Source organism: Solilutibacter silvestris (assembly GCF_002895945.1).
Lineage (GTDB): Bacteria > Pseudomonadota > Gammaproteobacteria > Xanthomonadales > Xanthomonadaceae > Solilutibacter > Solilutibacter silvestris.
The window spans coordinates 947614-962313 of record NZ_NPZB01000001.1 but is presented as its reverse complement, the minus strand read 5'-3'; the positions used below and the strand labels follow the sequence as shown (position 1 = coordinate 962313).

The 14700-nt window shown below is 60.5% G+C and carries 14 protein-coding genes; 5 read left to right on the top strand and 9 right to left on the bottom strand.

The window, feature by feature from the left end; translation table 11 throughout:
- The first annotated feature begins 3 nt into the window (after nt 1-3).
- Entirely contained in the window at nt 4-930 is a 927-nt protein-coding gene (locus Lysil_RS04360; protein ID WP_103074307.1) for an MlaD family protein, read from the top strand.
- Nucleotides 927-1550, top strand: a complete 624-nt coding sequence (locus Lysil_RS04355) for an ABC-type transport auxiliary lipoprotein family protein (protein WP_103074306.1) — start codon at nt 927-929, stop codon at nt 1548-1550. The genes Lysil_RS04360 and Lysil_RS04355 overlap by 4 nt, the downstream gene beginning before the upstream one ends.
- Before the next feature lie 78 nt (nt 1551-1628).
- Here Lysil_RS04355 and Lysil_RS04350 read toward each other — a convergent pair whose 3' ends face one another.
- Nucleotides 1629-2207 (bottom strand): alpha-ketoglutarate-dependent dioxygenase AlkB family protein, encoded by a 579-nt coding sequence (locus tag Lysil_RS04350; protein WP_103074305.1) that lies wholly within the window; start codon nt 2205-2207, stop codon nt 1629-1631.
- Between the two features lie 65 nt (nt 2208-2272).
- Here Lysil_RS04350 and Lysil_RS04345 point away from each other — a divergent pair, with 65 nt between their 5' ends.
- Entirely contained in the window at nt 2273-3907 is a 1635-nt protein-coding gene (locus tag Lysil_RS04345; protein ID WP_103074304.1) for an electron transfer flavoprotein-ubiquinone oxidoreductase, read from the top strand.
- Nucleotides 3904-5166, top strand: a complete 1263-nt coding sequence (locus Lysil_RS04340; protein ID WP_129588358.1) for a glycosyltransferase — start codon at nt 3904-3906, stop codon at nt 5164-5166. Before Lysil_RS04345 ends, Lysil_RS04340 begins: the two co-directional genes overlap by 4 nt.
- A gap of 47 nt (nt 5167-5213) precedes the next feature.
- On the opposite strand, the gene Lysil_RS04335 is transcribed toward Lysil_RS04340, so the two are convergent.
- The 4 genes from Lysil_RS04335 to cysD all read right to left on the bottom strand — a co-directional run bounded on the left by Lysil_RS04335 (nt 5214) and on the right by cysD (nt 9336).
- The gene (locus Lysil_RS04335; protein WP_103074302.1) at nt 5214-5840 is read right to left on the bottom strand and encodes a CoA transferase subunit B; all 627 of its coding nucleotides are present in this window, start codon (nt 5838-5840) and stop codon (nt 5214-5216) included.
- The gene (locus Lysil_RS04330) at nt 5840-6556 is read right to left on the bottom strand and encodes a CoA transferase subunit A (protein WP_103074301.1); all 717 of its coding nucleotides are present in this window, start codon (nt 6554-6556) and stop codon (nt 5840-5842) included. Before Lysil_RS04330 ends, Lysil_RS04335 begins: the two co-directional genes overlap by 1 nt.
- Before the next feature lie 75 nt (nt 6557-6631).
- Nucleotides 6632-8434 carry an adenylyl-sulfate kinase gene (gene cysC / locus Lysil_RS04325; RefSeq protein ID WP_103074300.1) on the bottom strand — a complete coding sequence of 601 codons (1803 nt, stop codon included), beginning with the start codon at nt 8432-8434 and terminating at the stop codon, nt 6632-6634.
- Entirely contained in the window at nt 8434-9336 is a 903-nt protein-coding gene (gene cysD, locus Lysil_RS04320; protein ID WP_103074299.1) for a sulfate adenylyltransferase subunit CysD, read from the bottom strand. The genes cysC and cysD overlap by 1 nt, the downstream gene beginning before the upstream one ends.
- Before the next feature lie 208 nt (nt 9337-9544).
- Here cysD and Lysil_RS04315 point away from each other — a divergent pair, with 208 nt between their 5' ends.
- On the top strand, nt 9545-11248 hold the full coding sequence (locus Lysil_RS04315; RefSeq protein WP_103074298.1) for a Wzt carbohydrate-binding domain-containing protein: 1704 nt from the start codon (nt 9545-9547) through the stop codon (nt 11246-11248).
- 38 nt (nt 11249-11286) lie between these two features.
- Here the strand turns inward: Lysil_RS04315 and rfbD are convergent, their stop codons facing one another.
- Genes rfbD through rfbB form a run of 4 tightly spaced genes read right to left on the bottom strand, consistent with a single transcriptional unit; the run spans nt 11287 to nt 14699 of the window.
- Nucleotides 11287-12174: a dTDP-4-dehydrorhamnose reductase gene (rfbD, locus tag Lysil_RS04310; protein ID WP_103074982.1), complete on the bottom strand. Its 888-nt coding sequence runs from the start codon at nt 12172-12174 to the stop codon at nt 11287-11289.
- Between the two features lie 2 nt (nt 12175-12176).
- On the bottom strand, nt 12177-12734 hold the full coding sequence (gene rfbC, locus Lysil_RS04305; RefSeq protein ID WP_103074297.1) for a dTDP-4-dehydrorhamnose 3,5-epimerase: 558 nt from the start codon (nt 12732-12734) through the stop codon (nt 12177-12179).
- A complete protein-coding gene (gene rfbA / locus Lysil_RS04300) occupies nt 12731-13615 on the bottom strand; it encodes a glucose-1-phosphate thymidylyltransferase RfbA (RefSeq protein WP_103074296.1) in 885 nt (294 codons plus the stop codon). Before rfbA ends, rfbC begins: the two co-directional genes overlap by 4 nt.
- Nucleotides 13616-13628: 13 nt before the next feature.
- Nucleotides 13629-14699, bottom strand: a complete 1071-nt coding sequence (gene rfbB / locus Lysil_RS04295) for a dTDP-glucose 4,6-dehydratase (protein WP_103074295.1) — start codon at nt 14697-14699, stop codon at nt 13629-13631.
- Nucleotide 14700 lies beyond the last annotated feature (1 nt).

Here is a 14700-nt window from a genome sequence, read left to right as displayed (position 1 = left end):
ACGATGGAAACCAAAGCCAATTACGTTCTCATTGGTGCCTTCACGCTGATAGTCTCGGTGGGCTTGCTGCTGTTCGGCCTGTGGGCGGCGAAATTCGCCTCCGACCGCAACTGGAACCGCTACGAAGTGATCTTCAACGAGGCAGTGACTGGCCTCAGCGAGGGATCGTCGGTGCAGTACAACGGCATCAGCGTCGGCACGGTGGAACGCCTCAAGCTTGATCCTCGCGATCCGCGCCGGGTGCGCGCGTTGCTGAAGCTCAGTGCCGACGCACCGATCAAGGTCGATACCCGCGCCAAACTGTCGCAGCAGGGCATCACCGGCAGCCCGTTCATCCAGCTCTCGGGCGGTTCGCCGCAAGCCGCAGCACTGCTGCCGAGCGAAAGCGACGAGATTCCACTCATCCAGACCGAACCATCGACACTGCAGAACATCGCCGATACCGCCAGCAAGCTGGTGACGCGCCTCGACGAGATGCTGAGCGAAGACAACATCAAGCGTATTTCCGCGACGCTGGAAAACCTCAAGTCCACCACCGACAGCATCGCCGCGCAGCGCGAGGACATCGGCAAGCTGCTGGTGAACGCACGCCTCGCCAGCGACGATCTGCGCGCCACGCTCAAGACCGCCAATGGCGCCCTCGACAAGGTGGATCGCGGGGTGATCGACAAGTTGCCGGCGACGATGGACAAGCTCGACAAGACCATCGCCTCGCTGCAATCGGCGGGCCAGAACGCCAATGCGCTGATCGATGAAAATCGCGCGCCGTTGCGCGGCTTCACCCGCGACGGCCTGCAGCAACTGGCGCCGACGCTGGAAGAGTTGCGCGCGCTGACACGCGATCTGCGTGGCGTCGCCGACGGCCTCAACCGCAATCCGGCTGGTTACATCCTGGGTCGCCAGCAGACGAAGGAGTTCACGCCGAAATGAAGTCCATACGAATGAAGCGCCTGCGCTTCCTATCCGCCATTGCCGCATTGGCCATGCTCGGCGGCTGCAGCATCCTGCCCAAGCAACAGGACATGACGATCCATAGCGCGCTATCGCACGTTGCGCCCGAGCCGTCGTGGCCGCAAGTGCGCACGCAACTGGTGATCGCGCGGCCGACGGCGGAACGCATGCTGGCCGATCCGCGCATCGTGGTGCGGCCGACACCGGGCGAATTGCAGGTGTATCACGGCGCCGTCTGGGCGGAACCGCCGCCGGAAATGGTGCAGCGATCGGTGCTGCAGGTGCTGGAGGACAGTGGTCGCCTCAAGGGCGTGGCCGTGCGTGGCGGCGACATCAACGGCGATTTCAATCTGGCGATGGACATTCGCCGTTTCGATTCCGATTACGCCGGTGGTGCCACGCCGAACGCAGTGGTGGAAATCGCTGCACGCGTGGTCTCCAACGATGGCAGCGTGATCGCCTATCGGTTGTTCCATGCGGAAGCGCCGGCTTCATCGGCTGCGGTTCCGGCGGTGGCGCAGGCATTCCAGCAGGCGTTGGCGAAGGACAGCGCGGATATCGCTGGCTGGGCGCTGGGTGCGATGGCGAATCGGCGCTAAAGCACGCGCTGGCTGGCGTGGCCGCGCGCGTGTTGTTGCTTTTCAGAGACTTGAAAGGCGCACAGCCGGGCGATGCTCTTACGGCCGCACCACGCGAAACGTGAGATTGATGCGCGGCTGCTTCACCTTCGCGCTCTTCGGCAATGCGTGTTTCCAGTACTGCTGCGTGCTGCCCGCCATCACCAGCAGATCGCCATGTTCAAGCGTCCATTCCATCTGACGCTGCGCATCGTCATTCGCGCGCAACACGAAACGCCGTGATGCGCCAAGACTGATCGAAGCAATGAACGGATGCGCCCCGAGCTCGCGCTCGTTGTCGCGATGCCAGCCGACGTAGTCGTTACCGTCGCGATAGAGATTGGCCAACGCGCTGTTGAACGGTGCGCCGAGTTCGATCGCCAGTCGATCGCGCAATTCCGCCAGGATCGGCGGCCACGGCAGTGGTTCGAAATGTCCGCCCGAATAGGCGTAATCGGTGCCGGGATCGCCCAGCCAGCAACTCAGGCGCGGCGAATCCACCCAGCGCCCGAACATGCGGATGCGATGCACCGACCATGGCAGCTCGCCCAGCAGCGTCACGCATAGGCGATCCGCAGCCTCCGGCGGCAACCAGCCGCGTTCCAGCAGCACATCGGGATCGGGCACGGGGTCGGCCATGGCCCGAGTTTGCCGCATCGGCGTGAAACCCGGACAATCGCAGTCATATCGACGAGGAACACGGCATGAGCGAGATCGAGCGCGATGTAATGGAGTACGACGTCGTCGTGGTCGGCGCCGGCCCAGCCGGCCTGTCCTTCGCCATCCGCCTCAAGCAACTCAATCCAGAGACCTCGGTCTGCGTGATCGAGAAGGCCTCGACCATCGGCGCGCAAATCCTCTCCGGCGCGGTGATCGAACCCGCCCCGCTCGATGCCCTGCTCCCGGGCTGGCGCGAGGCGCCGCCGCCGATCTGCGTGCCGGTCACCGAAGACGAGTTCTGGTACCTGCCCGACGGCAAGCGCGCGATCAAATCGCCGATCGTCCCGCCGCAGATGCACAACCACGGCAACTTCATCGTCTCGCTCGGCGCGTTGTGCGCATGGCTGGCACCGCAGGCCGAAGCGCTGGGCGTGGAGATCTATCCGGGCTTCGCCGCCAGCGAACCGTTGTTCGATGACGCCGGCGCGGTACGCGGCGTGCGCATCGGCGACATGGGCGTGGCCAAGGACGGTTCGCACAAGGCGGGTTACACCGCCGGCATCGACATCGTCGCGCCGATCACCGTGCTCGCCGAAGGCTGCCGCGGCCATCTGTCGAAACAACTCATCGCCAAGTTCGCGCTGGATGCGGAGTGCGATGCGCAGACCTACGGCATCGGCATGAAGGAACTGTGGCAGTTGCCGCCCGGCCGCACCACGCCAGGGAAGACCGTGCACAGCATCGGCTGGCCGATGGACAACGCGACCTACGGCGGCAGTTTCCTCTATCACCTCGACAACGATCGCGTCGCGATCGGCTTCGTGGTTGGCCTGGACTATGAGGATGCGTTGCTGTCGCCGTTCGAAGCGTTCCAGCAATTCAAGAACCATCCGCACATCAAACCGTTGCTGGAAGGCGGCAACATCCTTTCGACCGGTGCGCGCGCGATTGTCGAAGGCGGTTACCAATCGCTGCCGAAGGTGGAGATGCCCGGCGCCATGCTGGTCGGCGATAGTGCCGGCCTGCTCAATGTGCCGAAGATCAAGGGCACCCACCAGGCGATGCGTGCGGGCATGCTTGCCGCCGAACACGTGGTCGCGACGAAATCCGCAACGGGTTGGGATGCGAAGTTGCGCGAGTCACCGGTGATGGCGGAGCTGAAGCAGGTGCGCAACATCCGCCCGGGATTCCATAAAGGTTTGTGGCTAGGCTTGGCGAACGCCGGCTGGGAAACGCTGACGCGCGGCCTATCGCCGTGGACGCTGAAAAACCACGCCGACTGGAACACGCTCGACAAGGTCGCCTCCGGCGAAACGATTGCTGCGGATCAGACACGACTCGGCTACGGCGATTGCACGCTGCCACCGCGCGATCGCCTGCAAAGCGTGTTCTTCGCATCGACCTCGCATGACGAGGACCAACCGGTCCACCTCAAGGTCAGCGACACCAACATCTGCGCGACGTCCTGCGCGGAGGATTTCGACAACCCGTGCACGCGCTTCTGCCCGGCCGGCGTCTACGAAATGGTCGCGGACGCAGCAATGCCGCGCGGCAAGCGCCTGCAGATCAATTCCGCGAATTGCGTGCACTGCAAGACCTGCGACATCAAGGATCCGTACCAGATCATCACCTGGGTCACGCCGGAAGGCGGTAGCGGGCCGAATTACCAGAATTTGTGAATTACGCTTCCGCAATCATTCGCTGGCAAGCGCGCATACATCGCGAATGGGCGGGACTCGCGTTAGCCGCGTTACGATCCGGAAATCCTGCGGAAGCGGCACGCATCACCCGGAAGGCTTTGACCCTCGCACGTGGCTCCGCATCGCCCGAAGCGACGCATTCGTCAAGTGAAAAACAGATCCTGATCATCGATCGTGCACTTCCGGATCCGTCACTGGATTCCGGATCGGTACGCCTCGTCGAAATCATCCGCCTGCTTGGCGAGATGGGTTGGTCGGTCACCTTCATCGCGGACACGATCCCGCCCGCGCAATCCGGGAAAATAGTGGTAGGCGGCGTTGAATTCTGCGTCGACAGCATCGGAAATTTGCCGCGCTGGCTGGCTGCGCACCGTGAATCACTTGGTGCTGTCTGGTTATCGCGATTCCAGACCGTACTCAAGCATGCACCGCTGATCAAGGCACTCGCTCCCGGCGTCCGCATCCTGTTCGATACCGTCGACCTGCATTTCGTGCGCGAACGACGCCGATTGGAGATCGAAGGTAATCCGCAGGCCAATGCCACCGCCGCGCGCATCCGACGGATGGAAGTCGGGGCGGCATCTCTGGCAGACACCACCATTGTCGTCAGTGAGATAGAAGGCGCGGCTTTGGCTGGATTCGCGCATGACGTCAAGATAGCGATCCTCGGCAACATCCATGTTCCACTGCCACGCGATCGCATCCCCAGCAGCAACCATCGTTCGGGCTTGCTGTTCATCGGCGGCACCCAGCATGCCCCAAATCGTGATGCGCTGGCTTGGCTCGCCTGCGAACTCTTCCCTGCAATCCGAGCACGCTTGCCTGACATCGAACTTCATGTCGTTGGCGCCATAGAAGACCGCGAACTGGCGCAGTTCTCAACGCATGGCATTGTCTTCCACGGTCATGTTCCCAACCTGGAACCCTATCTGTCCGGGTGCCGAGTCTCGGTGGCACCACTGCGCATCGGCGCCGGAGTAAAGGGGAAGATCAACACCGCGATGAGCCATGGCATTCCGGTCGTCGCAACATCCATCGCCATCGAAGGAATGCATCTGACGGATGGAGGGGATGTGCTGGTCGGCGACGATGCGGAATCCTTCGCGCACGCGGTCGCTCGGGTCTATGACGACGCAGAAATGTGGGAACACTTCTCACGCGCGGGTGCACTCAACGTAGCAGAGCACTACTCTCCTGATCTCGCGAAAACTGCGCTTTCGAAGCTTCTTTCACAATAAATCAACGCCACCAGCAGACGATGCCTTTCGTTGGATCGACGCGCCCCTCAATGCACCGCCACACCCGTCTTCTGCCTCACCTCATCCACACTGACGCCCGAGGCCAGCTCCACCAGCTTCAACCCCTGCGGCGTCACGTCGAACACGCCGAGTTCGGTGATGATGCGGTTGACCACGCCGAGGCCGGTCAGCGGCAGCGTGCATTGCGGGATGATCTTCGGCTCGCCGGTCTTGGTGGTGTGTTCCATCAACACCACGACCTTGCGCACGCCGGCGACGAGATCCATCGCGCCGCCCATGCCCTTGACCATCTTGCCGGGCACCATCCAGTTGGCAAGGTCGCCCTTGTCGGTCACTTCCATCGCGCCGAGGATGGCGAGATCGATGTGGCCACCGCGGATCATCGCGAAGGAATCGTGGCTGCCGAAGAAACTCGCGCCGGCTACCGCGGTGACGGTCTGCTTGCCGGCGTTGATCAGGTCGGCATCGATGTCGTCTTCGGTCGGGAATGGGCCGATGCCGAGCAGGCCGTTCTCGCTCTGCAACCACACATTCATGCCATCGGGAATGTAGTTCGCCACCAGCGTCGGCAGGCCGATGCCGAGATTCACGTAGGCGCCGTCGGTCAATTCCTGCGCGGCGCGCTGCGCCATTTCATCGCGGGTCCAGGCCATTACTTGTTCTCCGCTGCGGCACGCACGGTGCGTTGTTCGATGCGCTTCTCGGGATGCGTGTTGACGACGATGCGATCGACATAGATGCCGGGCAGATGGACATGATCGGGATCGATGCTGCCGGTTTCCACCAGTTCTTCCACTTCGACGATGCAGGTCTTGCCGGCCATCGCACAGGCGGGATTGAAGTTACGCGCGGTTTCGCGGAATACCAGGTTGCCGGCATGATCGGCCTTCCATGCCTTCACCAGCGCAACGTCTGCCTTGAGCGCGGTTTCCATCACGTAGTGGCGGCCGTCGAATTCACGGGTTTCCTTGCCATCCGCGACCACAGTGCCGTAGCCGGTCGCGGTGAAGAACGCCGGGATACCAGCGCCACCGGCGCGCAGGCGTTCAGCCAGCGTGCCCTGCGGATTGAATTCGAGTTCGAGTTCGCCACCGAGATACTGGCGCTCGAATTCCTTGTTCTCGCCGACGTAGGACGAGATCATCTTCTTGATCTGTCGCGTCGTCAGCAGCTGACCAAGGCCGAAACCATCGACGCCAGCGTTGTTGGAAATGACGGTGAGATTCTTGACGCCGGAATCACGCAGCGCGGCGATCAGCGCCTCCGGGATGCCGCACAGGCCGAAGCCGCCGACCGCGAGGGTCTGGCCGTCGGCGACGATGCCGGACAGTGCGGTGTTGGCATCCGGTTGGAGTTTGGAAACGGTCATGGCAGGAATCCATTGCGGAACCCCGTTAGTGTAGCGGGCCACGACGACACTGGCCGTTGCACTTATGGACAAGGGTCAATCCAGCAAATCCAGTACTTCCCGCGCGCATTCGGCCACTGACTGACGACTGGTATCCAGGCGCAATTCTGCGTGTTTCGGCGCTTCGTAGGGCGAATCGATGCCGGTGAAATTTGGCAGCTTGCCGGCACGCGCCTTGGCGTAGAGTCCTTTGGGATCGCGCGATTCCGCCACCGCCAGCGGCGTATCGACGAAAATTTCCAGGAATTCACCGGGCCCAAACAGTTCTCGCGCCATCTCGCGCTCGGCACGGAACGGCGAAATGAAACTGACCAGCACCACCAGGCCAGCATCCACCATCAACCGTGCGACTTCGGCGACGCGACGGATGTTCTCGACGCGATCGGCAGCGGTGAAGCCGAGGTCGCGATTGAGGCCATGGCGGACGTTGTCGCCATCCAGCAGATAGGTGTGGACGCCGCGCAGGTTGAGTTGCGCTTCGACGGCATCTGCAATCGCCGATTTGCCCGCACCCGACAGGCCCGTGAGCCACAGGCAACGCCCGCGATGGCCCTTGATGCGCGCACGTGATGCACGATCCACCAGCAAAGATTGCCAATGGAGATTGCCGGAACGTCGCAGCGCGAAATCGATCACGCCCGCGCCGGCGGTGGCATTGCTGTGGCGATCGACCAGGATGAAGCCACCGAGCTCGCGATTCACCACGAACGGCTCGAACGCGATCGGATGGTCGAGGTGCCACTCGCAGGAGGCGATTTCGTTCATTCGTACTTGCGTCGCCGACAACTGCGCGCCAGTTTCCACGTCCAGTCGATGCTTGATCGACATGAGCGTCGCGCGCGCGCTACGCATGCCCACCTGCATCGTGTAGGAACGCCCTGGCAACAATGGCTCAGCATCCATCCACAGCAATCGTGTCGAGAACTGGTCGCTGGTGGGCACCGGTACAGCGGCGGCGCACAGCACATCACCGCGCGCGACATCGAGTTCACGATCGAGTACCAGCGTGATCGCATCGCCATTCGTCGCGGATTCCAATGCTCGATCCGGTCCGTACACCTGCGCGATGACCGCTTCGGTGCCCGCGGGTTCGACGCGCACGCGGTCGCCAATGCAAACCGTTCCCGCCACCAACGTGCCAGCATAGCCGCGTCCATCCGGCAGACGATTCATCCACTGCACCGGCATGCGGAACGCATCACCGATTTCAGGAACAATCACGGCATCTTCCAGCGTCTGCAACAGCGTCGGACCGGAATACCACGGCATTCGCGTCGACGGTTCGGCCACGTTGTCGCCGGTCAGGCCGGACAGCGGGATCGCGTCGAATTCCAGTTCCGCGTGGAGTTGGTGCAAATGTTCGCGGTACGCGGAAACGATGCTTTCAAACACATCGCGCGACCACTCCACCGCGTCCATCTTGTTGACCGCAAGTACGATGCGACGCACGCCGAACATCGCGACGATCGCGGTGTGACGCAACGTCTGCGGCAACAATCCCTTGCGTGCATCGACCAGCACCACGGCAAGATCGGCGGTGGATGCGCCGGTCGCCATGTTGCGGGTGTACTGCTCGTGGCCGGGGCAATCGGCGACGATGAAGCGTCGATGCGGCGTGGCGAATTGGCGGTAAGCAACGTCGATGGTGATGCCCTGCGTGCGCTCGTCCTCGAGGCCATCCAGCAGCGCAGCGAAATCGGGAGTTCCTCCAGCCGTGCTGCGCAGATCGTCTGTGAGGGAATCGGTATCGTGCAGCAGGCGACCGATCAGCGTGCTCTTGCCATCATCAACACTGCCGCAGGTGATGAAGCGCAGCAACGGGCGAACATTCGTCGTCATCAGAAATAACCCTCGCGCTTCTTGCGTTCCATCGACGCCGGGGGATCATGATCGATCATCCGTCCCTGCCGTTCCGACAACCGTGAGGCGCGCAATTCGGCGATCACTTCATCCAGTGTTTCGGCATCGGAGTCGATCGCGCCGGTCAGGGGATAGCAACCGAGCGTGCGGAAACGTACCTTGCGCATGACCGGTGTTTCTCCGGCGGCGAGCGGCAGTCGCGCATCATCCACCATGATCAATGCGCCATCGCGCTCGACCACCGGCCGTTCGCGCGCGAAATACAGCGACGGCACTTCGATGCCTTCACGAGCGATGTAGTCCCACACGTCGAGTTCCGTCCAGTCGGAGAGCGGGAACGCGCGCACGCTTTCACCGGAGCCAAGCCGGGTATTCCACAGATGCCACAGTTCCGGTCGCTGCTGGCGCGGATCCCAACGATGCTGCGCATTGCGGAACGAGAACACCCGTTCCTTGGCGCGCGACTTTTCCTCGTCGCGGCGCGCACCGCCGATCGCGGCATCGAAGCCGAACTGCTCCAGCGCCTGGCGGAGTCCCTGCGTCTTCATGATATCGGTATGCACTGTCGCACCGTGGCTGATCGGCCCGACCCCCTGCGCAAGACCATCGGGGTTGATGTGCACATGCAGCGTCAAGCCTTCCTCCGCGACCCGGCGATCACGGAAGGCGATCATTTCAGCGAACTTCCAACCAGTATCGACGTGCAGTAGCGGGATCGGCGGGCGGGCCGGCCAAAACGCCTTGCGCAGCAGATGCATCAGGACGGAACTGTCCTTGCCGACCGAATACAGCAATACCGGGTTGCGGAAACAGGCCGCGACCTCACGCAGGATGCGGATGCTGTCGGCTTCGAGGCGATTCAGAACCAATTTCGCAGTCAAGTCGTGTCCTTACGCCAATACGTGCCCCTACCTGCAAGGGTTAGGCCATTCACATTATGAATGCGCCACCGCGATCGGTGGTATCCATATCGTTTGATTGCTACCACGCTGAAAGACCTATGAAGCAATTCAGGTTAAGTTTATATTTCAGCAAGAATTATGAAAGATACTTGAAAGAAATAAAAGACTTGTCTACCGAACTCCATACATGTTGAATTCAAAAAAGATTTTTCATCTTCACATTCCCAAGACTGGCGGAACAGCAATCCGAGAATACTTAATCGCCCAAGTCGGGGCGTCGCAAATAACGCCTTTGTTGGGCGGGGTGAGGCTTTCCGATGCATTGCTTCAGTGGGAGCACAAGCAAATCCTAAGCGGACATGTGGTATTCCATCAGGGCGATGATTTACCCCATGATTTCTATGCTCTGACCGTGTTGCGTGACCCAGTCGATCGGTTCCTCTCAGACCTGTTTTACGGTAAGCACCAGAGCCCAGATCAACCACGAGATGCGCGGTTGCGACTCGCTGACTTGGACTCATACATCGACGCAATCGAACACAAGCGCCAAGATGCCGTTGCGCTGCAATTATCGATGCTCTATCCGATTGGGGCAAAAGAATCGGATTCCAATCTGGATATTTCCCAAAAACTTGCTGCAGCCAAGTCAGCGCTCGACAAATTCGATTTGATCGGAATCCAGGAAGATCTGGACGACACTGCCTGCATGCTCGCTGCCGCGATGGGTTGGTCACAAAAACCCTTGGAACGAGCGAATCAGACTTGGAAACGCGCCTCAGTCAAAGATCTGAGCACGACACAACGCCGACAAGTGGAATCCATACTAGCGCCGGAAATCGAACTGTACGAGTACGCGCGCCGACGTTTTCAACAAGATCGTCGACGCTACATTGCGCTTGCCTCTTACCGTACTACGACCGAGGCGCGTATCGACAGCGACCAGGTAGTTCCGGGCACGTATATTGAACATTCTTATTCGCCTCGACAAAGCCGAGAACCAAGGAACTTCGGCGACAAGCGATGCGAAGTGATGCGAGTTGGTGTGAAGGGAGGAATCACCGGCGCACCGGAGATGCTATGCGGCGAACATCTTTTGATCGAAATCGAAATGGCCGTGCATGAGCCGGTCGAAAACGTCACGATCGGCATCGGCATCCGCGATGAACGCAATGCGCTGTTGTTCGGCACGAATTCCCGACTGCTCGGTGATGCTATTGAACTTGAGCCGGGTAGATATCTGGCCAGCTTTTCAATGCTTAACCGTTTCGGCCGCGGCCAATACAGCATCGACGCATCGCTGATAAAAGACCTGTCCCACCATGATGGCTGCTACCACTGGCTCGAAAATGCGGCTCGCTTCGAGGTATATGACATGGCCACGGATTATTTCGAAGGCCGTTTCATGCTCGATTCCGATTTCGACCTTGCCGCGACTGAAGGTAGCCCAGAACCACGACGCAGTTCGTCGCATTCAGATGGGACGATTGTGCGCTCGTTCGGACGCATGAATCCGCCTTTGACCGATTTTTCCGCGTCGATTCAATTGCTTTCTTCCGCACATGTATTGCCAGCCGCTACCGACTCGATCTTGCAATTGCGTATTAGAAATACCGGCCAGGAAGACTGGCGAGCTTGCGGGTACTATGGGCGGATTTCTCCAACGTATCGGTGGTATTCACCGACAAGTGAGCTGCTTGTCCCGGACGGACTCCGAAGCATCCTGCCAGATGATGTTCAAGGTGGACAGACTGTGATAGCACCATTACTCGTCCGTGCTCCCGACGAACCCGGAATCTACCGTCTCGCCGTCTCGCTGGTGCAAGAAGGCGTGGCTTGGTTTATTGAGGAAAACGCGACATCCGGTTTCTGTATCGACATCGAGGTTGTGTAGCAGAACTGTTGCCCATTGTGTCAGGCATGGCGTCTGTGTCATTCAAGCACGAAGGTTCGACGCAGCGCCTCGCGCCAGTCCGGCAGCACGACCTCATATGCTTGGCGAACACTGCCAGTATCCAATACCGACCATGGCGGCCTGCGCGCAGGCGTAGAGTAATCGCTGGTCGGAATCGCGTGGACGACAGGCTTGCGCGCCAGTTTTCTGGCAGCAACCGCCTCATCGAAGATCGCTTCCGCGAAGCCCTGCCAGCTGGTTTGCCCGGCCGTCACCAGATGATGCACTCCACCTGCGCCAATCCCCTGCTTCAGGATTTTCGCGGTGACATCGGCGATCAGCCATGCTGGAGTTGGGGAGCCGATCTGGTCGGACACCACGCGCAGTTCATCGCGCTCGGCGCCGACACGCAACATCGTCTTGAGGAAGTTGTGGCCATGCAAGCCATAGACCCAGGCCGTACGCAGGATCAGATGTTTCGCCCCTGAGGCACGAATCGCCTCCTCACCCGCCAGTTTGCTTGCGCCATATACCCCAAGTGGCGACGTTGCATCATCCGGCTGATACGGGCGCTCGCCCAGTCCGTCGAACACATAGTCGGTGGAATAGTGGATCAATGGAATGCCGCGCGTCGCGCATACCTTCGCCAGTTCCTCCACTGCGCCCGCGTTGATGCGAAATGCGAGTTCCGATTCATTCTCGGCCTTGTCAACTGCGGTGTAGGCTGCGGCATTCACCACGATGTCCGGCGCAACCTGACCAACAACATTCGTGAGCGCCCCCGGCTGCGAAAGATCGCAGGCCAACGCATCACTACCATCCAATTGTCCGGTACGCGTGGTCACGGCCACATCGCCCAACGTCGCAAGACTGCGGCGCAATTCGTGCCCGACCTGTCCGTTGCCGCCGACCAACAGAATACTCATCTTCATCCCTGATGGGTGGGCAGGCGATCCAGCGCGATGTCCTTCAGCAACGGGGCAACCGCATCCCTCGGCGACAACGAGGGGTCGCTGACAGGCCAATCGATCGCAAGATCAGGATCAGCCCAGCGGATATTGGCATCGGCGGCGGCATCATAGGTTTCGGTGCAGAGATAGGTAAACACGGCACGCTCGCTCAGCACCGCAAACCCATGCGCGAATCCCGGCGGAATCCAGAAATGTCGTTTGTTGTCGGCGCTCAGCACGGCTGCGGTCCACTTGCCGAAAGTCGGCGAACCACGACGGATGTCCACCGCGACATCCCACACTTCGCCTTCCACTACCGAGACCAACTTGCCCTGCGGCTTCGGCCACTGATAGTGCAGGCCGCGCAACACACCTTTTACCGATGACGAGACGTTGCCCTGCTTCCACTTCAGGTCGAGACCCAACGGCGTCAGTTTGTCGGTGTTGAAGGATTCATAGAAGTAGCCGCGATCGTCGCCAAACACGCGCGGCTCGAATACCAGGCAACCAGGCAGATCGGTTTCGATCACCTTCACGGCACGTAGCCTCGTTCCGGCAACGCCATCAGGTATTGGCCGTAACCATTCTTGGCCAGCGGCTTTGCCAAGGCGAACAACTGGTCGCGATCGATCCAATGGTTGTTGTAGGCGATCTCTTCCGGGCAGGCCACGCGCAAGCCTTGGCGCGCCTCGATCGTCTCTATGTAGTTAGCGGCCTCAAGCAGGGAGCCGTGTGTTCCCGTATCCAACCAGGCATAACCGCGGCCAAGGCGTTCAAGGTGCAGTGATTCTTCATCGAGATAGCACTTGTTGAGATCTGTGATCTCGTACTCTCCGCGTAGCGATGGCTTCAACGCCGCCGCGAAGTCCGGCGCGCGTCCATCGTAGAAATACAGTCCTGTCACCGCATAGTTGGAGCGCGGTTTCGCCGGCTTTTCCTCCAGTCCGACCACCTTGCCATCGCCATCGAACTCGGCGACGCCATAGCGTTCCGGATCCCGCACCCAGTAGCCGAACACCGTCGCGCCGTTATCACGCGAATCGGCGCGTTTGAGCATCGCCGTCAACCCAGGTCCGTGGAAGATGTTGTCGCCCAGCACCAGGCAACTCGGCGCACCGGCAAGGAAGTCGCGACCGATGGTGAAGGCCTGCGCCAACCCATCCGGGCTCGGCTGCGCTGCGTATTCCAGCTGCATGCCCCATTGCGAACCATCGCCCAACAGCGCCTTGAACAAGGCCTGCTCGTGCGGGGTGTTGATGATCAACACTTCGCGGATGCCCGCCAGCATCAACACGCTGAGCGGGTAGTAGATCATCGGCTTGTCGTACACCGGCAGCAGCTGCTTGCTGATCGCCTGCGTGATCGGATACAGCCGCGTGCCAGAACCACCGGCGAGGATGATGCCCTTGCGTTGCATGTCAGCGATCTCCTCAGCCCTGGCCGATGCGTTCGAGACGATAACTGCCGTCGAGCACGCGATTCACCCACGGCTGGTTGGCAAGATACCAATCGACAGTATTAGCGATGCCCTGTTCGAAGGTATGCGCCGGCTCCCAGCCAAGTTCGCGCTTCAATTTCGATGCATCAATGGCATAACGGCGATCATGGCCGGGACGATCCTTCACATACGTGATCTGCGATTCGTACTTCGAACCGTCGGACTTCGGTTTGCGCTGATCGAGCAACGCGCAGATGGTCTTCACTACCTCGATGTTCTGCTTCTCGGCATTGCCGCCGACGTTGTAGGTTTCGCCAACCTTGCCCTCGGCCAACACCGCGCGGATCGCGGCGCAGTGATCACCGACATACAACCAGTCGCGCACTTGCTCGCCATCGCCATAGATCGGCAGCGGTTCACCCGCCAGCGCCTTGGCGATTACCAGCGGAATGAGTTTTTCCGGAAAGTGATACGGCCCGTAGTTGTTCGAACAATTCGTCGTCAGCACCGGCAGTCCGTAGGTGTGGTGGAACGCACGCACCAGATGGTCGGAGGCTGCCTTCGATGCCGAATACGGCGAGTTCGGTGCGTAGGCCGTTTCTTCGGTGAACAGGCCTGTGTCGCCGAGCGTGCCGTAGACCTCGTCGGTGGAGACGTGGTAGAAGCGGAAGTCATCGCGCGCAGCACCTTCCAGCGACTTCCAGTAGTCGCGCACCGCTTCCAGCAAAACAAGCGTGCCGACCACATTGGTATGGATGAAGGCCGCGGGGCCGTCGATAGAACGATCGACATGGCTTTCCGCCGCGAAGTTCACCACTGCATCCGGACGATGCTCGGCCAGCAGTTTTGTCACCAGTTCACGGTCGCCAATGTCGCCGTGGACGAAGACATGGTTCGGATTGCCATCCAGCGACTTCAGCGTATCGAGGTTGCCGGCATAAGTCAGGGCATCGAGATTGATGATCTTGACGCCGCTCCGCACGGCCTCCAGCACGAAATTGCCGCCGATGAAGCCGGCGCCGCCGGTGACAAGCCAGGTGTTGCCGGTTTTAGGATGGCTCATA